General features: G+C 46.1%; 3 protein-coding genes. All 3 read left to right on the forward strand.

The annotated features are described in order from the left end of the window. The first annotated feature begins 18 nt into the window (after positions 1 to 18). Entirely contained in the window at positions 19 to 10713 is a 10695-nt protein-coding gene (locus NSS76_RS01955; RefSeq protein WP_197172451.1) for a non-ribosomal peptide synthetase, read from the forward strand. Between the two features lie 43 nt (positions 10714 to 10756). Then, on the forward strand, positions 10757 to 14590 hold the full coding sequence (locus tag NSS76_RS01960) for a non-ribosomal peptide synthetase (RefSeq protein WP_341080375.1): 3834 nt from the start codon (positions 10757 to 10759) through the stop codon (positions 14588 to 14590). Positions 14591 to 14653: 63 nt separating this feature from the next. Continuing rightward, the gene (locus NSS76_RS01965; protein WP_341080380.1) at positions 14654 to 24787 is read left to right on the forward strand and encodes a non-ribosomal peptide synthetase; all 10134 of its coding nucleotides are present in this window, start codon (positions 14654 to 14656) and stop codon (positions 24785 to 24787) included. The last annotated feature ends 6 nt before the right edge of the window (positions 24788 to 24793 follow it).

The raw sequence follows: 24793 nt of genomic DNA on the forward strand, positions 1-24793 counted from the left end.
AAATGAAGAGGTGGACTTATGAGCAAGCAGAAAATTCAAAAGGTATATCCTTTAACACCAATGCAAGAGGGCATGCTGTATCATGCCATGCTAGACCCTAATTCCTCCTCTTATTTCACACAGCTTGAGCTTGGAATAAGCGGAGATTTTGATCTCGATCTTTTTGAAAAGAGTCTCAATGAACTCGTACGGACATATGACATTCTGCGTACAGCCTTTGTCTATCAGCAATTACAAAAGCCTCGTCAGGTTGTACTGGCTGAACGTCATATAGATGTGTATAGAGAAGATCTATCTCATCTGAATCATCAAGAGCAGAAAAAGGTATTGGATCAATATAAAAAGCAAGTGAGAAAGCAAGGATTTCACTTAACGAATGATCTGTTGTTGAAAGTCGCTGTTTTTCAATTAAATGAAACAAACTGGCACCTGATTTGGAGCAACCATCACATCATCATGGATGGTTGGTCCATGGGTGTTTTGATGAAAAAACTGTTTCATTACTATGAATCTTATCGGAACGGCCGAACGCCGGATCGCTCACAAGGTAAGCCTTATGCGGACTATATCCAGTGGCTTGGAAAGCAAAACAAACAAGAAGCAGAAGACTATTGGACGGAGCGGCTGGATGGTGCTGTTCAGCACCAAGGGCTGCTGCAGCAAAAAGAAGCGAACGGACAATATGACCATCAGGAATGGACGTTTACATGGGACGCTCAAACCGTACAAGCCATTCAAGATGTGGCAAGACAATGCCAAGTGACAGCACCGAACCTTTTTCAGGCTGTCTGGTCCGTTCTTTTAGGCACCTATCATGCAGCAGATGATGTCACATTCGGAACAGTCGTATCAGGCAGACCTCCAAGTGTGTCTGGGATTGAGCGGATGGCAGGGCTGTTTATCAATACGATACCTGTTCGGGTGACATTAGATCAGGAGCAGACCTTTAAACAGCTGTTTCAAACGGTTCAGCAGCATGCTCTGGAAGCGGAAAAATATGATTTTATGCCGCTTTATGACATTCAGCAGAGAACAGCTGCTGGAGGAAAACTCTTTGATCATTTGGTTGGGTTTGAAAACTATCCTTTAGATCAGGAGCTGTCTGGTGACACCATGTCTGCACGTCTCGGTTTTGCCATTGATGTAAAGGACGGATTTGAACAAACGAATTTCGACCTCAATGTCCTTGTCTATCCTGGTGAAACGTGGACATTGAAATTCAAATACAATGCGATGGCTTTTGAAGAAAAGGTCATTGAAAACATATCCAAACATCTGACCAATCTCATGAAGCAAATCATTCACAATCCTGATGTGCGTCTTCATGAAGTGACATGTATTACAGAAGAAGAAAAGCAACTGATTGAAGCGTGGAACCAGACGGAGCGAGATTATCCGAAGCACCTGTCCATTCCTGAGCTGCTCAATGCACGTATCAAGGCGCAGCCTGACCATCCGGCATTAGTCGAAGGCGAGCGAACATTCACATATGAAGAACTTGGACGTGAAATCCGTCGTTTAGCGAGCAGTCTTGTTGAAAACGGCGTTCAGCCGGGGGATGCAGTCGCGGTGTATATGAACCGATCAGCAGATGCGGTGATCACCATGTTAGCCATTTTATACGCAGGGGCTGCTTATGTACCGATTGATCCAGCTCAGCCTGATGAGAGAATCCGTTGGATGCTTGAAGACAGCGGCGTATCCATTGTGCTCTATGCTGACAGCCAGCCGCCAGTTGATGAAAGCATCAAAGCTGTTCATGTGACCGGCATGTCTCATCACTCACAAGCGGAGTTATCAGTCGAGACGTCCCCATCTCAATTGGCATATATCATGTTCACATCGGGATCAACTGGACGGCCAAAAGGAGTTCAAATTGAGCATCAGCATATTGTGAGGTTAGCATGCTCTCAGGAAAAAATAGGGTTGAACACGTCGGATCGTATGGCGCATACAGGAGCTGTCAGCTTTGATGCGATTACCCTTGAAATCTTTACTACGCTTCTGAATGGGGCGACGCTTTATCCTGTTGACCGTGATACTTTATTGGATATTCACCGATTTGAACAATTTATCCAAACACATCAGATCACAGCGCTCTTTTTAACGACTGGTTTATTTAATCAGCTCGCTCAGCAGCGGCCGCAAATGTTCAAAGGGTTAAACACATTATTCACCGGCGGTGATGTGATCAATGTGAAAAGTGCGGAGCTTGTGAAAAAGCATCATCCATCAATTACCTTGCTGAATGTCTATGGCCCAACCGAAAATACAACCATCTCGACCATTTACGAAGTAAGAGGAGATGAAGCGGGCCCGATCCCAATTGGTCAGCCGATCAATCATACGTCAGCTTATATTTTAGATGACTATCAAAGACTTCAGCCAATTGGAGCCCCAGGAGAGCTGTATGTGGGCGGAGATGGTGTTTCAAGAGGGTACATCAAACGTCCAGATTTGACTGATCAAGTATTCATGGCAGATCCCTTTAAGCCGTCAGGACGGATGTATCGAACGGGGGACTTGGCTAGATATGGTGCAGATGGTCAGATTGAATTCCTCGGTCGTGCCGATGATCAGGTGAAAATTCGTGGTTTCCGTATTGAGCTTGGTGAAATTGAATCAGTGCTTCATCAAGAAGCGGGCATAGATGAAGCAGTTGTACTTGTTCAGCAGCTTTCTTCAGATGAAAAGGAAATCATCGCTTACTTCACAGGATCACTGACAGAAGAAGAGGTACGAGATGTATTCAATCAAAAACTGCCAGCTTATATGGTGCCGCACCATGTGATGAAGCTGGATACCTTTGCACTGACATCGAACGGGAAGGTAGATCGAAAAGCTTTACCTAAGCCTGACGAAGTGCATCGCGAGGAAATCAAAATCATTCTGCCTGAGACCGAGACAGAAAAGGCACTCGCTGACATTTGGGAGGAGCTTCTTGGGAAAACGATTGGGATAGACGAGCATTTCTTTATGGCTGGCGGGCACTCGCTCAAAGCGATGATGATGTCTGCGAAGGTTCAAGAAGTGCTTCAAAAGGAAGTGCCGATTCAAGTGATTTTCGAGAAGCCGACGATTCGCTCATTAGCGGCTTACATCGATCAGGATGGTCAAGAAGAAACCGGACATCCTATTTTGCCAGCAGAGCAGGCGGACGAATATCCGGTATCACCAGCTCAGCGCCGTTTATATATTTTGCAGACACTTGAACCTGACAGCACGAATTATCATATTCCGATCGTCTTAACGCTTGAAGGAACACTCGAATATCAGCGGCTTAAATCAGCATTTAATCAGTTAATCCAAACACATGAAATCTTAAGAACGAGCTTTCATATGAACGGGGAAGACATTGTCCAAAGGGTGCATGAATGGACTGAATTTGACCTTCCTGTTCATGACATCAAGGAAGAAGAGGCGGAGGCATTTCTTACTGAACGTCAATCGCCATTTGATTTAACAGCAGCACCCCTTTTGCGAGCTCAGCTGCTAAAAGTCAGTGAGAACCGTCATCTTCTCGTCTTGGAAGCACATCATCTCATTACAGATGGCAGCTCCATGAAGACATTCATTCAAGATTTGGCGAAGGCCTACGATGGAGAAGCTCTTGCTGAACGAGCCCTTCATTATAAAGATTACGCTGTCTGGCAGCTAAGTGAAGAAGAAACGGAGAAACAGAAGGAGCATGAAGCGTATTGGCTGAAGCAATTTGAAGGAGATTTACCGATTTTAGAGCTGCCAACTGATTATCCGCGTCCAGCAGAACGTGATTTTACTGGAGAACGATTCATGTTTGGCTGTGATCAAGCAACGACTCAGCGAATTCAGGAACTGCTTCAGAAAACCGATACGACCATGTATATGTTCTTGTTATCCGCCTTTCAAGTGCTGCTTGCCTCCTATAGTGGGCAGGAAGATATCATTGTGGGTTCGCCAGTTGCTGGACGGACACACCCTGATATCCAAGATATGCCGGGGATGTTTATCAACACCATTGCGATGCGCGGAAAACCAGAACAAACCAAAACATTTTTACAGCTGCTTGAAGAAATAAAAGAAACAAGTGTTGATGCTTTTGCACATCAAAGCTATCCGCTCGAAGAGTTAATTGCACATCTTCCATTAGACCGTGATACAACTCGGAGCCCGCTTTTTAGCGTGTCATTTAACATGCAGAACATGGAGGTACCAGCGCTAAAGCTCGGCGATCTGCACATTTCGCCTTATGCCATTCAGCATCACTCGGTCAAATTTGATCTATCTTTAGAAGCATTTGAACGCGAGGGAGCATTAAAGCTGAGCTTTGACTATGCAGCGGCGTTATTTAAAGAAGAGACCGTCCGCCGGTTCGGAACTCATCTTCTGGCGATTATTCGGGAGGCGGTTCGTCATCCAGAGGAACAGATCGGCTTGCTCCATATACTGGATCAGCATGAACAAATAGAGCGTCTGGAGAAAAAAACCGAAGGGCAGACGAATCGTCATGAGCCATTCCATGTCCAATTTTCACGTCAGGCGAAGGAAACACCGGATGCTATCGCCGTCATGGATGATCAAAGAAAACTCACCTACCGCGAGCTTGAGGATATGTCATATGCACTTAGCTGTGAGCTTAAGAAACGAGGCGTCGAGAAGGAACAAACTGTGGCACTGATCCTTGACCGCTCTGTCTATGTCATCGTCTCCATGCTTGGTGTGATGAAAGCAGGAGGAGCGTTTGTCCCGATTGATCCGGCCTTTCCTGCTGAACGAATCCGCTACACATTAGAGGATTCAGGTGCACAAGTCATCGTGACAAATGAGTCTCTAGCAGATTCCTATCAAAATCATAAGTCGATTCAAGTGGTGCAGGTTGAACAAGCAGTGCATCAAAGCCATCCACTAGAATTGCCGGAAGTATCGGTTGAGCAGCTCGCTTATGTCATTTACACATCTGGGACAACGGGGAAGCCGAAGGGTGTACAGCTCACGCATCGTAATCTATCACACTATGTCAGCTGGCTGATAAATGAGGTGACATTGCAGGAATGTGATCGGACGGCACTGCTTTCTTCTTATGCGTATGATCTTGGTTACACAAGCATCTTCCCTGTTTTAAAAGCAGGGGGGACACTCTATGTTCCTCATGAAGACGTGTATACAGACCCTGTACGTTTGATGCGGTTGATTGATGAACAAGAGCTGACTTATATCAAAATGACACCATCCTTATTTCATATGATGGCAGATTCTAAGGAACATTCATTTAATGCTTTACGCCTGGTGGTACTTGGAGGAGAACCGGTGATCCCTGAGGATGTTGAAACATTTATGATGCAGCATCCATGCGTGGCAGTCATGAACCATTATGGTCCGACTGAGACAACCATTGGTACAGTGATCAAGCTGATCACACCGCAAGAGCTGGACGCTTTGAAGGAACGATCTTTGATCGGACAGCCCATTGCTCACACAAGAGCGCTCGTATGCAATCAGCAGCAGCGGCTTGTCCCTTATGGCGCGCCGGGAGAGCTTTATATATCTGGAGAAGGCGTGTCGAGAGGATATTTGAATCAGCCTGAATTAACAGCAGAACGTTTTCTTGATAATCCATATGATCCTCAAGAGAGAATGTATCGCACAGGGGATTTGGTCAGACAGCATGCAAATGGAGATATTGAGTTTCTTGGACGAGTCGACGATCAAGTGAAAATCCGCGGCTATCGCATTGAGAAACAGGAGATTGAGCATGCCGCACGTGCTCTGGCATCTATTCAAGAAGTCTATGTAAAAGTCCTGCACCTGTCCCGTTTGCCGGAGCTTGCACTCTATTACACAGCGCCTGAACACATTGGAACACTGACGTTTAGAGAAAATCTTGCGGAGACACTGCCGGATTATATGATTCCAACGTACTTTGTGAAAGTCGATCACATTCCACTCACCCAAAACGGAAAGGTGGATGCGAAGTCTCTGCCGCTTCCGCATGAGGTGCATATGAACCATACGGCGCATGTGGCACCAGAAACGGAACTTGAGCGGGCGCTGTGTGACATTTGGTCAGAAGTTCTTGGAGTTGAACAAATGGGCGTTCTTGACCACTTCTTTGAATTGGGAGGTCATTCCCTCAAGGGCATGGTGCTCATTTCGAAGGTGCAGGCAAAGCTGAACAAGCATGTGCCGCTCAAAGTCCTTTTTGAAAAACCAACCATACGGGCAATGGCAGCCTACTTGGAAGAAACGGATTCTTCGGTGGTGACATCCATTCAGCCAGCGGAAAAGCAAGATTTCTATCCCGTCTCTTCTGCTCAAAAGAGGATGTATGTACTGCAGCAGCTGCATCCAGAAGCAGTCACTTATCATATGCCAGCCGTTTTAATGATGGAAGGCAGCCTTGATGTGAAGCAGCTGGAAGCAGCGCTTCAAGCCTTGATCGGCAGACATGAATCACTTCGGACAGCCTTTGTAGAAATTGACGGCGTGCCCGTTCAAAAAGTCTATCGCCAAGTGCCGTTTACATTAGAGGTTGATGAAATAGAGGGCGATCAGGAGCAGTCTGTCATCGAGTCATTCATTACACCATTCTCATTACATCAAGCACCATTAATGAGGGCAAAAGTGGCGAAGCTTTCTGATGAGAAATATGTATTCATGATGGATATGCACCATATCATTGCGGATGGTGTCACACGCAGCCTGCTCATTCAAGAACTCGCAGAGCTGTATGAGAAAAAGACGTTACCGCCAGTTCAGCTGCATTACAAGGATTTTGCGGTATGGCAGCAGGAAGAAAAGCAGCAGGCGCTGCTTGAGAAACAGCGGCAGTATTGGCTGGAGCAATATGCACAGCCGCCGGAAGACTTAGCACTGCCTCTTGATTTTCCGCGTCCTCAAGTTCAGTCATTTGAAGGAGGGCGAGTCGATAGATGGTTATCTGCTGAAAAGGTGCAGTCCATCAAAACGCTCATGGCGGAAAAAGGTGTGAGCTTGAACATGGTGATGCAAACGGCATTTGCCATTTTCCTTTCCAAGTTAACTGGGCAGACAGATATCGTCATAGGCGCTGTGACCGCAGGACGTACGCATGCTTCGATCGAACGGGTTCCAGGCATGTTTGTCAATACACTGGCTCTTCGAAACGAAGTGCAGCCAGAAGAAACGACAGCGCAGCTGCTTGAAAAAATGAAAGATCGCAGCCTATCAGCCTATGAACATCAAGAATTCCCGTTTGAGGAATTGGTGGCTCAGTTAGATCTTCCGAAAGACACGAGCCGCAATCCATTGTTTAGTGTCATGCTGACAACAGATGACCGTGACCTGACGTTACCGGATTTGAATGGACTCAAGCTTTCGCAAAAGCAGCAAGATACCGTTCATGCAAAATTTGATATAACGCTCGGTGTATTTGAAGAAAATGACCAAGTGGGCTTGCGCTTTGAGTATGCAGCGGCCCTGTTTAAAAAGAGCACCATTCAGCGCTGGAGCAGGTATATTGAAAAAATCATAGACGATATGCTGGCTAAGCTGAATCAGCCAATTTCAGCGCTATCTCTCATAACTGAAGAGGAAAAACGAGAGCTGATCAATGAATGGTCAGGACCTGCCCTAGACGTCCCGGTAGATCAAACCGTTCATGCCTTGATTGAGGCTAAGGCACAAGAAGCACCTCATCAAAAAGCAGCGACCTTCTGTGGAACAAGCTGGACGTATGAAGAGCTGAACAGCCGGGCCAATGTAGTCGCTTCACGACTCATCGCAAGCGGCACAAAACCAGGAGACCGCGTCGGTATTCTTACCAGCCCATCTCTTGACATGACAGCTGCTGTCCTTGGCGTTCTCAAGGCAGGTGCGGCATTCGTTCCAATTGATGCGGATTATCCAGCGCAGCGTATTGCGTACATGCTGGAAGACTGCGGGTCAGAGGTACTTCTGATGCAGAAAGAACTCACTGCACCACCTTCATTTACAGGTCATGTCCTGTTCATAGAAGATGCGGTAGAGGGAGAAGCTCACGAGATTCAGGTTCATGTGAAGCCAACAGATCTCGCTTATATGATTTACACGTCTGGGACGACGGGACAGCCGAAGGGTGTCATGGTCGAGCACCAGTCCCTTGTGAATCTTGCGTTCTGGCACAATGAAGCCTTCCAAGTGACGAAAGACGATCGAACTGCGAAATATGCCGGTTTTGGCTTTGACGCCTCCATTTGGGAGATGTTCCCAACGTGGATCGCCGGCGCAGAGCTGCACATTATCGACGAAGCGATTCGTCTCGATATGATCAAGCTCAATGCGTATTTCAATAAAGAAAACATCACCATTGCCTTCCTGCCAACGCAGCTATGTGAGCAGTTTATGTCAATGGACAACCATTCTCTGCGTTATTTACTAACAGGCGGAGATAAGCTGAAACAGGTAAAGCCAGTCCCATACAAACTAGTGAATAACTACGGTCCGACTGAAAATACAGTCGTAGCGACAAGCGGAATGATCGATCCAGAACAAGGCACGATTCCGATTGGAACAGCGATTGCCAATACACGTTTTTACATCATGGGTTCTTTATACGACCTGTCGCCGCCAGGCGTACCGGGTGAGCTCGTGATTGCAGGAAAAGGACTGGCGAGGGGCTATTGGAATCTCCCAGAAGAAACCGACAAACGATTTGTGCCAGATCCATTTTATCCAGGTGAGCGCATGTACCGCACAGGCGATCTAGTGAAATGGACAGACGATGGTGAGCTAATTTATCTCGGCAGAATAGACCATCAGGTCAACATCCGCGGCTTCCGTATTGAGCTGTCAGAAATTGAAGCCCAGCTTCTGACGCTGGATTCGGTGAAAGAAGCCGTCGTGACAACGGTCAAAGATGCGGGTGATCAGGACGCCCTTGCCGCTTACGTGATTACGGAGAACGATACAGAGGACTTAAAAGAAAGCCTAAAACGCACGTTACCAGAATACATGGTGCCATCATGGATCATAAAACTAGACCAATTTCCAATGACGGCCAATGGAAAGGTCGATCTGAAAGCATTGCCAGCTCCTGATATCGAAGCGAACCAAACGGTATACGAAGCACCAAGGGATGAAGTGGAAACACTGCTTTGCGGCATTTGGGAAGATGTCCTTGGCGTCAGCCAAGTCGGCATTCACGATCACTTCTTCTTCCTTGGCGGAGATTCGATTAAAGGTATCCAAATGGCAAGCCGACTCACGCAAGCAGGCTGGAAGCTCGATATGAAACTTCTATTCCAGTATCCGACCATTGCGGAGCTTCGCCCATATATTGAAGAAGCCGATCTTCTCACAGCCGACCAATCACCTGTCGAAGGAGAAGTCATTTTAACACCGATTCAACGCTGGTTCTTTGAACGAGCATTCAGCGATCAGCACCATTGGAATCTCTCGGTGATGCTTCATGCACCAAATGGATTTGACCTTTCTATTACAGAACAAGTCATGCAAAAACTACTTTCACATCATGATGCACTGCGTATGGTATACAAGCAGGAACATGGCGGCATCCTGCAATACAACCAGCGGGAGCTCACGGAACCGCTGGCGATTATTTCTCATGATGTCTCAAAAGAGCACGACGTGAAAAAGGCTGTTTCCACATATGCCAATGAGTATCAGCGTCAGCTGAATCTCGAAACAGGTCCGTTAATGAAAGTGATTTGTTTCCATGCAGAAGATGGCGATCATTTACTCATCGTGACACATCATTTAGTCATTGACGGTGTCTCATGCCGAATTTTACTAGAGGACTTTATGTCTCTATATCAGCAGGCAGCTCAGGGACAAAAGCTTGTCCTGCCGCTGAAAACTCATTCCTTTAAAGAATGGGCAGAGGCCATTGAACGTTATGCACAGTCACAGCCATTAAAAAATCAGCAGGAGTATTGGGCAGAAATTGAAAGCAAACCATTAACCGCATTACCTGTTGATCATGAAGTGACAAAAAGAAAAGTTGCCGAAACCAAATCAGTTCAAATGCAGCTGACAGAAACAGAAACTGAGCATCTTTTGACCGATATTCATCTGCCGTACACAACGGAAATGAACGATATTCTTTTATGTGCTCTCGGTCTTGCTGTTCAAGAGTGGACAGGTGAGTCCCATGTACATGTGCAGCTTGAAGGTCATGGTAGAGAGGATATTTTATCAGAGCTGGATGTCTCTCGCACGATTGGCTGGTTTACGAGTATGTATCCAGTTGTACTTGAAGCGAAGCCAGATCAGACCATAGCTGATGCTATTAAAGGAACGAAAGAAATGCTGCGGCGTGTGCCAAATAAAGGAATCGGCTACGGGATCTTAAAATACATGACAGCCGCTGAACCGTCAGGGCACCACGTACAGCCTGAAATCAGCTTGAACTATCTTGGACAGATTGATCAGGAAGTGACGACAGAACTCTTTAGACCGTCGACTTATGATATGGGACGACAAGCAAGCCCTGATTCGGAAGCTGTTTATAAGCTGAACCTTAGTGGTCTTGTTCAACACAATCGATTCATTTTGTCTTGTTCCTATTGTGCAAGTGAATATGAAGAACAGACGATACAGCAGTTCATGGCATTGTTGAAGGGGAAAATTCAATCCATCATCACCCATTGCTTAGCGCAGCAAGAACGGGAATTTACGCCAAGTGACTTCTCTGCGGCTGACCTTGAAATGGATGAAATGGACGACATTTTTGACATGCTTGAGGAGAAATTGACTTAACAACACGAGATGAATCATAAAAAAGGAAGGGAGGATGAAATAGATGAGTCAATTTAAAAGGGATCAAGTTCAAGACATGTATTATCTGTCACCGATGCAAGAAGGAATGCTGTTTCATACCCTCCATCATCAGGAAAAGGGCTTTTATGTAGAGCAAATGGATATGAACGTTAAGGGCACATTGCGTTATGACTTACTTGAGAAAAGCATGAATATCATCGTGGAGCGGTACGATATTTTTCGTACCGTGTTTCTCCACGAAAAAGTAAAGCGCCCTGTCCAAGTTGTACTAAAAGAACGTCCTTTTACACTTGATGTTGTGGACTTGCAAGATCTTTCTGAAGACGAACAGCTTGAACGTATAGAGAAATTCAAACAACAGGATCAGCTGAGAGGATTTGACCTTTCGAAGGATTCTCTCATGCGGGCGTCTGTTTTCCAAACGGGCCCTGGCAGCTATCGCTGGATATGGAGCTATCATCATATCCTTCTGGATGGCTGGTGCTTTGGACTTGTGGTGCAGGAGTTATTTGCGATTTATCATGCACTTTTACATGACGTCCCTTACAAGTTAGAGCCGGTCAAACCATATAAAGAATATATAAAGTGGCTGGAAAAACAAGATAAGCAAGCATCACTTCAATATTGGCAGCAATCATTAGCAGGGTTTGATGGACAATCGACCTTTAAAGAGCAGCGGAAACAAACGAATGAACATGAATTAGGCGAAATTGAGTGGTCCATGAGCAAAGAAGAAACGGCCGCTTTATCAGAGTTAGCGCTGCAGCAAAATGCAACGTTAAGCAGTGCGCTTCAATCCGTCTGGTCGGTTCTGCTGAGCAGATATCAACGGTCAAATGATGTGCTGTTTGGAACAGTTGTGTCAGGACGTCCGGCAGACTTGGCTGGCGTTGACAGGATGGTTGGATTGTTCATCAATGTCATCCCAAGAAGAATTCAGCTGACAGATCACATGACATTTCGTGCACTCCTTTCAGAAACACAGCAGCAGTCTCTTGCAGCCGAGCCGCACCAATATATTCCGATTTATGATATTCAGGCAAAGTCAGGTCAGCAGCAGCTCATTGATCATATTGTTGTGTTTGAAAATGTCCCAGCCGCAAAGAAGGACGAGCAAGAGGCACGATTAGGGTTCACGGTGGAGGACATGAATGTCTATGAAAAATCAAACTATGATTTGAATCTGCTCGCATCGCCTGGAGAAGAATTACTATTGAAGCTGGCCTTTAACCAAAGAGCGTTTGATCCTCAATTTGTTCATAAGTTAAAGGAACAGCTCAGCCTATTGATACATGAGGCGGTCAAGCATCCCGATCAATCGGTTCATACACTCCCACTCGTCACGAATCAGGAAAAACAGCTGATTCTTGAGGAATGGAATGCACCTGAGCTTGAGCATGACCAGCTGTATTTATCGAAATGGTTTGAGCATAATGTCCGCAAACAGCCAAATGCAGTGGCGCTATCAGCAGAAGAGCAAACGATGACATATGCTGAGCTGAATGAACAAGCCAATCGATTGGCACGACATTTGCAAAAAAATGGAGCCGAACATCAAACGGTCATCGCCATTTTAGCCGATCGAACGCCTGAACTCATTGTCAGTCTGCTTGCTGTCTTAAAAGCAGGCGCAGCCTATGTGCCAATTGATCCTGACTATCCAGAAAGCCGCATTCAATACATGCTTAAAGACAGCGGAGCGACGCATCTTCTGACTCACTCATCCTTTATTGGTCAGGCGAAGGGGCTCGGGTTTGCTGGCACGTATCTGTTTGCAGATGATCAGGAGATTTCACTAATGAGCTCAGAGAATCTGCCGCTGGAAGCAGGTTTACACGATACGGCATATATCATGTATACATCAGGCACAACGGGTCAGCCAAAAGGCATCATGACAACCCATTCCAATATTGCCCGGGTGGTCAAAAATACGAACTACTTAACCATTTCAGAAACAGATACACTACTGTCGCTATCCAACAGCGTATTTGATGGCTTTACCTTTGATGTATACGGTGCACTTTTAAACGGAGCAAAGCTTGTCCTGCCGAAAAAAGAAACCATTTTAGATATGCATGAGCTGACGGAGCTGATTAAAAGAGAAAGCATTTCTGTCATGTTTGTTCCAACTGCTTTATTTAATCTTCTTATTGATGAAGAAACCGATTGGATGCGCAGTGTGCGCAAGGTGCTGTTCGGAGGTGAGCGTGCATCTATACAGCATGTGAGAAAAGCCTTTGATGTTATGGGGAAAGGCAGACTAATCAATGTCTACGGCCCAACTGAATCAACGGTTTTCGCCACCTATTATCCTGTAGATGAAGCTCCTCCGATCGAAGCGCATTCTATTCCCATCGGAAAGCCGATTAACCAAACGGGTGCTTATATATTGAGCCAGCACGGACAGCTTCAGCCGATTGGAATGGTCGGAGAACTTTGTCTCAGCGGCAAAGGGCTTGCGAAGGGGTATTTGAATCGTCCTGATCTGACAAAAGAAGCCTTTATCACACATCCATTTGCTGCGGGAGAAAGGCTGTATCGTACGGGTGATTTGGCTTATTTTCGAGCAGACGGTCTGATTGAGTATGCAGGCAGAGTGGACGATCAGGTGAAAATTCGCGGCCACCGAATTGAGCTGACAGAAATTGAAGCCCACCTTCTCATGCATCCAGGCGTAAAGCAAGCTGCCCTCATAACTGATCAGCATGGCTCGCAGCATACAAGGCTGCTCGCCTATATGACGTGTGAGGAGGAGTGGAAGGACAAAGTTGATGTGATCAAGTCAGGGCTGAAGGAGAAACTTCCGGCTTACATGCAGCCTCATGAGCTGATCAGACTTGAGAAAATGCCGCTGACACCAAACGGAAAGGTTGATAAACGTCAGCTGCCAAAGCCGGAGGCGCCTCAAGGAAACCGCCATGTGAAGCCTCCGGCAAATGAGATAGAACAAAAGCTGCTTGTCATGTGGCGTGAAGTACTTGAACGAAATGATATCAGTACAGATGACCATTTCTTTGAGCTTGGTGGACATTCTTTAAAAGCGATGTCACTTTTATCAAAGGTGTCGAAGGAATTCGATGTTCAGGTGCCTATTCACTTGCTGTTTGAGACGCCGACAATCGAAGCCATCAGCCGTTATATTCAACAGCAGGATCACCAAGCTGCCGGCTATCTTGTATTCAACGAATCTCAAACGCCAACAGTCTTTGCTCTTCCGCCATTACCGGGCTACGGCTTTATCTATCAGGAAGCTGCCAAAACGCTTGATAGCGTTCGTTTGATCGCCTTTGACTTTATTGAAGCTGATCAACGCATGACGCAATACGTTCAGCATATTCAGCACCTTCAGCCTGAAGGACCGCTGACTTTGATGGGCTACTCTGGCGGGTGCTATCTGGCCTTTGAGCTCGTTCAATCGCTTGAACAAGCAGGACGGACGGTGGAAAAGGTCATCATGATTGATTCCTATAAGAAAATTGGTGAAAGTGATTTAGAAGGACGATCCATTGATGACGATATCGCAGCGATTGTCCATCAATCAAAGCAAAGTGAACTTGCCCAAGAAGAGCTCGTTCAAGAAGCGCTTGCTCAAAAAACGCGGGCCTATTATGAAACATTTGTTAAGGGGGTGAATCAAGGAAAGATACAAGCAGATATTGATTTCATCCAATCAGAAGAGCAAATTGATATACCAGACTGGATGGATCATTGGGAAGAAGCGACGACCGGTGCTTATCGCTATTATCAAGGCTATGGTCAGCATGCTGACATGTTCAAAAACCAAGAATGTGCAGCCCAAAATGCCCAGCTGATCCAAAAGATCGTCAATCAAAAAAATAGAGAAGCCGTTTTGTAAACTTTAGATCAGGCAGGGGTGCACATTAGCAGTCCTGCCTGATAAAAAAGGAAAGGAACTCATATGAAACCATCAATTATGAACCAATCAAATGTACATGAATCAATGGATACGATTTTACAAGATGTACAGAGAACCATTTTACAAACCAACGAAATCGAACGCTTCGCTGTTTTTTCTCGTGAAAAAACCATTCGACCGCGGCCATATCACCTCTCTCATTTATTTCTCGACAATCACATGGAGCAGGAGGCCGCATCTGAATCGATACAGACGCAAACGGCTTCCCCTGCTTCAGCGGACATGCCGCCCGCCCTTTCCTATGGAGGGGATCTAGATGTTAAGGCAGGAGCCCAAACCTTGCAGGACGCCTTAACGGAGGCGGCAAAAACGACAAATGGGCTGACTTATATCGTCAATAGTGAAAATGAACTCACACAATCCTACGCGCAGTTAAAGGAGGATGCCGAGCGGGTTCTGACAGGTTTAAGGGCGCTCGGACTTGAACCAGGTGATCCAGTGTTCTTTCAGTTTTCATCCAATCATGCAATGGTAACAGCCTTTTGGGCGTGTGTGTTAGGCGGATTTGTTCCAACATTAGTGTCCGCTGCACCGACCTATCGTGAAATGAATGCCTCTGTGAAGAAGCTTCATCATGCGTGGAACCTGCTGGAGCATCCGCTCATTTTAACAGATGACTCGCTGATTGATGAGGTGCAAGGCTTAGCTTTATTGTGGCATACAGACAAGTTACGTGTCGCAGCCGTTGAGCCGATGCTTTCTTTAGAAAGAGATATAGAAGCTTATCCCGCGACACCGGATGATTCAGTCTTTTTTATCTTAACGTCTGGAAGCACAGGGATGCCCAAATGCGTAGAGCATTCTCATCGAAGCGTGCTGGCGAATGTCAAAGGAACAGTGGCAGCCAATGGGTTTACACAAGAGGATGTGTCGTTAGACTGGATGCCTTTAGATCATATTGGCGGTATTGTGATGTTTCACCTTGTCAATGTGTACACGGGCTGTGAACAGGTTCGGGCAAGAACAGATGATTTTATCGCTCAGCCACTGCGCTGGCTTGACTGGATGGACCGCTACCGTGCAACAAAGACATGGGCGCCTAACTTCGCATTTGCGATGATCAATGATTATGAGAAAGACATTTCGTCAGGATCTTGGGATCTTTCTGCTATGTCTTGTATGATCAATGGGGCAGAAGCGGTCGTACCGAAGACGATTCACCGATTTTTACACTTGCTGGCTCCGCACGGCTTAAAGGGAGACGTCATGAGACCAGCATTCGGCATGTCTGAAATCTCTTCAGCCGTTGTCTTCTCTTTTGCGATAGAGCGGGGAGATGAAAGCAGCGGGGTTCTAACCTTTGAGGAAACATCACTCACAGAGCAGCTAAGACCAGCGGAGGCACGTGAGACAGGAACCGTCAGCTTTACAGAGCTGGGAAGACCAATTCCTGGTATCACGATTCGTATCGTTAATCATCAGCATGAACTTCTTCCCGAAGATCATATTGGCAGTGTGCAAATTAAAGGGCCGACGACAATGAAGGGCTATTACAAGAATGACGAAGCGAATCAAGAAGTCTTTCAAACAGACGGCTGGTTTCACACGGGGGATTTAGGTTTTCTGCACGAAGGAAGGCTGACATTAACCGGTAGAGAAAAAGACATGATCATCATCAACGGGAAAAATTATCACAACTATGAAATAGAAGTCATTGCAGAGGAAGTACCCGGCGTCGAAACGAGCTTTGTAGCCGCTTGTTCCGCCCGGATGGAAGCATCTGCATCCGACGAGCTGATTCTCTTTTTTACACCGAAGCTGTATGAACCTTCTTATATCATGAGGGCAAGTCAGAATATCAAATCCCATATTGCATCAAAAATGGGGTTGACTGCATCGCGTGTGATCCCTGTTCAGAAGCACGCCTTTCCGAAAACAAGCTCTGGAAAAATAGAAAGGGCACAGCTCAAGAAGCGATGGCAGGAAGGCGAATTCGATGAAATCATCAAGGAGCTGGACATCAGACTTGAAAATGAGCACACCTTGCCTGATTGGAGTTTACAAAAGAAGTGGACACCTGCTCCGCTTCATGAAGCGGAAAAACAAACAGAAGGGGACACGGTGATCTTTGCAGACACATTAGGGCTGGCAGATCAATTGAGATCCCTTTCAAGCAATGAACAAACTTATATTACGGTTGAACCGGGGCAAGCATTCACACAACTCACACAAACACACTTCATCATCCACCCGAATCGGCCGTCTGACTACGAACAACTCTTTGAGACGCTCCGTTCGTATGGCGTTTCGGTGAAACAAATCATTCACCTTTGGAACTACACAACTCAAGAAGACACACTTCATGCAGCGTTGGCGAAAGAAGCCCAGAAAACAGGCAGTATGAGTGCACTATATGTAACTAAAGCGGTCGCTGCCTATGATGAGCCGGTAGAGATCACCTTAGTCTCTGCCCATGCGATGAATTTGCCGGAAGATCAAAGACATGATGTGGAGAAAGCAACGACAGCAGGACTGATGACAGCTGTTCAGCATGAATGGCCGTTTATCAAGGTGCGGTGTCTTGATTTTTCTCTGACAGAACCGGATGCTGGCCGTTCTCATGCATCATCGATCATGACAGAGCTCACACATGACACAAGCCATCATATCGCCGCTTATCGTGAAGGTGTTCGTTATACTCCTCTTTTAACACCGCTTCATCTGGAAAAAGAACAAAGGATGAAGAAACCGCCATTTGAATCATCCGGGCTTTACGTGATGACAGGCGGGCTTGGCGGCATTGGGAGGATGCTTAGTGAGTACTTGCTGACATCCTATCAAGCGCATCTAGTGCTAGTTGGAAGAAAATCGCGAGAGGCTTTATCTGAGGAGCAGCAAGACGTATTGATTTCACTTGAGAAACTAGTGGAAAAGCACGGCGGTACAGTTCTTTATGAAAAAGTAGACATTACTGACGCAAAAGCCATTGAAGCCCTGATCTCAAGAGAGGAGACGGCATTAGGTAAAAGGCTGCATGGCGTTATTCATTTCGCTGGCATCATTCAAGAAGAGCTGCTTCGTGATATGACGTCTGTATCATTAGATGCGATGTACGAAGCGAAGGTATATGGCACGATTGCGCTTCATGAAGCAGCCTCTAAACGGGAGAATGTCTTATTTCTTTCTAGCTCGTCAGCTCGAACGTTAAAGGGCGGGATGACCGTTGGCGCTTATTGTGCGGCCAATGAGTTCGTTGAACAATTTGCTCATTATCAGAGGCTGACATCTACAGTAAAACCGTATTGCTTTAGCTTTAGCATGTGGGATGAGACCGGAATGAGTGAAGGGTCAATGATCAAAGGCATGCTAAAAGAAAGGGGCTATCTCTCGATTCCAAAACGGGCGGGCATTCAAACAATGTTTGCATGCATGATGACAGAAGCTCCACTCATTTATATCGGGCTGGATCGGTCGAAGCAGGAAATTCAAGAGATGATACAAGGGGAGACCCAAACAGAGCAGGTCGTATATGTCTTTTTCAAAACCGATCAAACAAAGGCTGTTGAAGAAAGGCTGTATCAGTCCATTTATACGTGTATACAGTCTCGTCTCTCTGGTGAATGTTCCGTCCATCTATATCCTGAAGAATACTGGAAAGAAACAGAGGATGGGATGCCGGACGAAGTGCATTTCAATGAATTAATAGAGGAAAGTGGAAATGCTTCAGAGGACAGAGCACCTCAAACCGAGACGGAAAAACTCTTGGCACACATTTGGTCCGAACTGCTTGATGTTTCAAACATCAGCTGTGGTGATCACTTCTTTTTACTCGGAGGTCATTCGCTCAAGGCAACGCAAATGCTGTCTGCTGTTAGACAGAAAACGGGATTTGACGTGCCGCTCGCTGTTCTTTTTGAGCATACGAGACTTGGAGAGTTAGCGGACTGGATTGATTCACATGCCAAAGCCGATGAAGCGATTCCGATACGGAAAATAGAAAAGGGTCAGGAGCTTCCGATGTCCTATGCCCAGCAAAGACAGTGGTTTCTCTATCAATTACAGCCTGATCTGCCATTATACAATAATACGATTTCCTTTCGGATGAATGGACCTTTAGATGTAAAGGTACTTCAGCGCAGCCTGCAGCAAATGGTGCAAAGGCATGAATCGCTCAGAACATCCTTTGCGATGAACGGCGATGAACCGGTACAGATCATACATGAGCATATGACTCTTCCAGCGCTTGAGGTGGTCGATGTATCAGATCTTTCATCACAGGAAGAAAAAGAACAAAAAGCGGCTGAGTGGGCGAAAAAAGAAGCGGGCACGCCTTTCCGCTTAGAGCATGATGCACTTTTTCGCACGAAGCTGATTCGGCTGTCAGAAACAGATCATTTGCTGCTGATGTCTATTCACCACATCGTGTCAGATGGCTGGTCGATTGGCATTGCCGCAAAGGAGCTGTCCGAATGGTATACAGCGATCATCGAAGGGAGGGAGCCTGATCTCTCACCGCTGCCGATTCAATATGCAGATTACGCACTATGGCAGAAGGAGTATTTGACGGGAGAAACACTGTATCAACAGCTTTCCTATTGGAAGGAGCAATTTGCGGTACCTGTGGAAGAGTTGATGCTGCCGTATGACTACACGCGTCCAGCCGTCCAATCCTACAGGGGAAAGACGAAAAAATACCGACTGTCGAAGCCGCTATCAGAGCAGCTGGCTGTTCTTTCTAAAAATACAGACAGCACCCTCTATATGACATTACTTTCGGCTTTCTCTACCTTGCTGCATCGATTGTCTTCACAGGATGAGTTTGTTATTGGATCCGTCATTGCTGGGAGAAATCGGGCGGAGATGGAGCAGCTCATCGGATTTTTCGTGAATACACTGGCACTTCGGATTGATCATAGCGGGAATCCGGCTTTCACAGAGCTATTAGAGCGAGTAAAGGAAACAACAATGGGCGCCTATGCGCATCAGGATGTGCCGTTTGAGATGGTCGTAGATGAGCTGAATATTGTACGTGAGGCTGGCAAGCAGCCGCTGTTTCAGGTCATGTTCGTTCTGCAAAACCTGCCCCTTGAAGCTTCTCCAATGGGTGAGGCGACATCCGTTTTAGCCATTGAGGATAACGATACGGCTAAATTTGATCTATCTCTGTTTGTTTTTGAAGGGGCGGAAGGTCTTCAATTAAAACTGGAGTATGATGCAGACTTATTTTCTGACGACACGATGGATCGGTTCCTTTGTTACTACGAGCAGCTGCTTGCATGTATTTGTGAAAATCCAGCACAGCCGATCAGACAAATGAATTATCTGCCAGAGAAAGAGAGGCAGCAGCTGCTCTATGAATGGAGCGGCAAAACAGAACAACCAGCAGGCCCGCTTCTCATCACAGAACGGTTTGAAGCACAGGTGAAAAAGACACCTCATGCGATCGCCCTCGAATCTGGGGGAAAACAATGGACGTATCAGGAGTTACAAGAGAAAGTCGACCGGCTTGCCGCTTATCTGCAGCAGCGAGGAGTGAAGCCGCATGAACCAGTAGGGCTTCTGATCGACAGGTCGCCTGAAATGATTTTTGGGGTGCTGGCGATTGTGAAAGCAGGCGGGGCCTACGTCCCAATTGATCCTGAATATCCAGATGCACGCATTGATTATATGCTGAGGGATACAGGTATTCAGCTGTTACTGACAAAAAATGAATGGCTGAAACAAGTCTCGATCAGTCAAACCGAGCTCATTTGTCTTGATCAGGGGTATGAAGAGTTTTTATCAGAGGCAGAATTCAAACCTGCTGCTTTAAAACCTGATGGACTCGCTTATATCAATTACACATCAGGATCAACCGGTCAGCCAAAAGGGGTTTTAATTCCACATCAAGCGGTCATCCGGCTTGTATGCGAAACAGATTATGTCACCCTTAATGAACAAACGCGTATTTTACAAATCGCGAGCTTTTCCTTTGATGCCTTTACGTATGAAATATGGGGAGCCCTGCTCAACGGGGGAAGGCTGATACTGACTGATCGAAATACGATCTTATCAATGGATACACTCGCTGACACGCTGACATCTTACAAGATCACAACAGGATTTCTGACAGTGCCGCTGTTTAACCGATTAACAGAGGAACATCCAGAAGCTTTATCTGGATTCGATGCCTTATTGGTCGGCGGTGATGCTTTGTCAGCTGCTCATATCCGTAAAGCGCTGCCGTATTTACCTGAAGGCCTTTTAAACGGCTATGGACCAACTGAGAATACGACGTTTTCCTGTGTGCATCACATTCGGGCAGTGGATGAGAGGCAGGCAACAATTCCTATCGGTCAGCCAATTGCGTATTCTCAGGCCTATGTACTAGACGACCAGCTGCAGCCGGTTCCGCAAGGTGTTATTGGAGAGATTTACGTAGGCGGTACAGGGCTTGCACTCGGATATCTTGGAGATGAAGAAAAAACATCGCAATCATTTATTCCGCATCCTTTCCAAGAAGGAGCGCGTTTATATAAAACAGGCGATATGGGCCGCTGGCTGCCAAACGGCATCATCGACTGCCTTGGAAGAATCGATCATCAAGTGAAAATTCGCGGACACCGCGTCGAATGCGGAGAAATTGAAGCTGCTATGCTGCGCTTTGAAGACATCATAGAATGTGCGGTCATTCCGCATCAGCATGAGAGTGGTCATAAGCGATTGATCGGTTACTTTGTCCAAAAGGGCAGCATGACCACGCAAGACATTCGCCATCAATTAAAAGAAATACTGCCAGATTATATGGTGCCAAGCCTATTAATAGAGCTGGAGGAACTCCCGCTCACGGCAAATGGCAAGGTAGACCAAAAACGTCTTCCGATGCCAGAGTGGAGACAGGAAGAAGTGGACAAACCGGCTGACAGGGCACTCAGTGAGGAAGAGCGTGTACTGGAAAAAGTATGGACTCAGCTGCTCGGTACGCCTTCGATTGGCGTACATGATAACTACTTTGAGCTTGGCGGAGATTCGATTATTGTCATACAAATGGTGGCGCGCTTAGCACAGGAAGGCTATGTCATTCAGCCAAGGGATGTATTTGAAAAACAGACGATTTCACAGCTGGCACTTGCTATGAAAAGGTCAGATGCTGCTGCGTTCTATGACCAGTCACCTGTCACAGGAGCTGTTCGTCTGCTTCCAATCCAATCATGGTTCTTTGAGCAATCAATGACAAACCAAGATTATTGGAATTTATCAGCGCATATGGAATTCAAGCAATCCATACAGCTAAAGCAGCTGACACAGGTTCTCTCAAAAATTGTCGATCATCACGATATGCTGAGAGCGATGTATACAAAAACAGCAGATGGATCATGGATTCAAACCATTCGTGCGCCTGGCATCCCCCCTTGTGTCTCCTTCTTTGATTTGACGGGTGTTTCTCAGGAGGAAGCGCTGGAACAAATCCGCATGGAGACCGCCGCCTGTCAAGGAACGTTGTCATTAGAACGGGGAGAAGTCATCAAAGCCATTCTTTTTCACACAAATGATGGCACGTCTGAACTCTTTATCGCTGCCCATCATCTTGTAATGGATGGAATCTCATGGCGCATCATACAGGAAGACATATTAAATGGACTGAAGCAGCTTGCGGCAGGGCAGGAAATCGAGCTTGCAAAGAAAACTGCGTCCTATCAGCAGTGGGCAGATGCTCTTTATGAATATGCACAAACCGATCAATTACAAGAGCAGGTTCCTTTTTGGCAAAATATCATCAGTCAAGAGGAAGAGGATTCTCCTTTTCAAACACCTGCGCTTTTCAATATAGAAGAACATGCAGAGATCCTGTCTATTCAATTGACGAAGGATCAAACAGATATTTTATTAAAACAGGCATCACAAGCGTACCGAACAGAGGTAAACGATTTACTCTTATCAGGACTCACACAAGCCGTTGGAAAGCCGCTGCTCATCACGTTAGAAGGGCACGGGCGCGAGGATTTATTTGAACACATGGATTTGTCACGAACAGTCGGATGGTTTACAAGCTCTTATCCTATTTTTATTCCTTTTATTCAAACCGATATTGAGAGACAAATCAAAGATGTCAAAGAAACCTTAAGAGCTGTGCCGCAAAAGGGAATCGGCTATGGCTTGCTTCAATATATGACAGCATCTCGTTTCCTCAAAAAGGCAGCGCCGCAAATGAGCTTTAATTATCTTGGACAGTTAGATCAAATAGACGGTGAAGCACATCTTTATTTAGCAGATGAACGAAATGGACTTGTACATGATCCAAAAGCAGAAAGACAGCATTTGATCGATGTGTACGGATATGTTGTGAACGGTCAGCTTCAGATGAATTTTATGATAAACCGTGAACTGCTTCAGTATGAAGAGGTGCGCCTGTTACCTGAACGGTTCAAAGAAAAAATGGAGGATACTCTGACGCATTGTGTAGAGACAAAAGGCGGCTTTACGCCATCTGATTTTTCAATGGTTCAGCTGACGCAAGAGCAAATCGATGAGCTTCCAGACAATGTAGTGGATGTGTATCCACTATCTCCAATGCAGCAAGGGATGCTGTTTCATGCACTATTAGATCAAGCATCACAGGCGTATTTTGGTCAAGTGCATATGACACTCGTAGGCTTAACGGACGGCGCAGCCTATGAAAAAGCCTGGAATCTGCTTGTAGAGCGGCATTCGATTTTGCGGACAACATTTGCTTGGGAAGGGCTAAAGGAGCCTGTTCAGTTGATTCAATCAGAAGGAAGCATTCATCTCACTCAGCACGATGTGCGCCACCTGAGTGAAACGGATCAGAAGGAAGCTATCCAGCAATATTTGCAAACAGATCGTTTAAAGGATTTCAAACTAGAAGATACGGATGAACCGCTGATTCGTATTGCTTTATTCCATCGTGATGAAAACACATGCACGTTTATTTTTAGCTTTCATCATATTTTAATCGATGGCTGGAGCTTGTTCAGTTTTATTGAAGAATCCTTTTCTTTATACCGCTCTCTTGTGGATGAACGGGAGGTGGATCTTCCTGCTGTACGTCCATATAAAGATTTTATCGAGTGGCTGCAAAAGCAGGATCAAGAGAAGGCGCTAGAGTTCTGGAAAGGTTATATGTCAGGAGTAGAAGAGGCTACACCACTTCCAGGAGACGGCGGGCAGGCTTCGGATGAAGATGCAGGTGTTGATCAGCTAAGTATCAAACTAACGCCCGAGATGCAGCAGAAACTCGAAAAGATGACAGGCGCGCAGAAGGTGACAATGAGCACATTGATTCAAACAGCATGGGGGCTGCTTTTGCATCTTCATTCAGGATATGAGGATGTCGTGTTCGGAGTGACAGTATCAGGACGGCCGGCGGATTTACCACAGGTTGAAAGCATGACAGGGCTCTTTATTAACACATTGCCGCTCCGTTTGCCGATTACGCCAGAGTGGACCATTTCCAAGCTGCTGGCACATACGCAGGACACAGTTTTTCAGATGCGGGAATTCGAATATACCGTACTGCCAGATATTCAGCAGCTGACCCACATCCCGAATGGAGATTCATTGTTTAACAGCATTGTCGTGTTTGAAAACTATCCGATTGAATCTATCGAGCCATACGGGGTACGCATTTTAGACATTGCGAGTCATGAAGAAACGAACTATGACCTGACCCTTGTGGCAGTTCCGGGAGATACGCTGGAGCTTCGGGTCACATATCGCTTCAATCAATATACAGAAAAGCAAATACAAGCGCTGATGCAGCAGCTGATCCACACACTTGAAGCGATGACAGAACAAATGGAGACACCCCTCTCTTCCTTCACGATCGTGACGAATGAAGAAAAAGAGCGGATGATCACCGATTGGGCGAAAAATGCACAAGTCAACGTGCTGTACCCAGATCAAGAAGAGGTCTATTCAGGTGTGCATGATCCTTCCTGTGAGACGGAAATATATGTCCTGAGCGAAGAGCATCAGCTCATGCCGGTAGGATTTTCTGGAGATATTTTTATCGGTGCAAAGGATATCAAAGCAATTTGCGGGGAGCTTGCCGATTGGATGGAGACGCATAAAATTCCGCATCCATTCAAACATCAAACTGGCGAATACCTCTATCCGACAGGGGATGTCGGCGTTTGGACTGAAGAAAACAAGATTAAGATTTTGGATTGGATGTAGGAGGAG

It is taken from the genome of Bacillus sp. FSL R5-0654, from assembly GCF_038008745.1.
GTDB classification, from domain to species: domain Bacteria; phylum Bacillota; class Bacilli; order Bacillales; family Bacillaceae; genus Bacillus; species Bacillus safensis.

Excerpts from the sequence above, each read along its gene's own strand:
- NSS76_RS01965 (WP_341080380.1), top strand. The coding sequence starts at position 14,654 with ATGAAACCATCAATTATGAACCAATCAAATGTACATGAATCAATGGAT.
- NSS76_RS01960 (WP_341080375.1), top strand. The coding sequence starts at position 10,757 with ATGAGTCAATTTAAAAGGGATCAAGTTCAAGACATGTATTATCTGTCA.
- NSS76_RS01955 (WP_197172451.1), top strand. The coding sequence starts at position 19 with ATGAGCAAGCAGAAAATTCAAAAGGTATATCCTTTAACACCAATGCAA.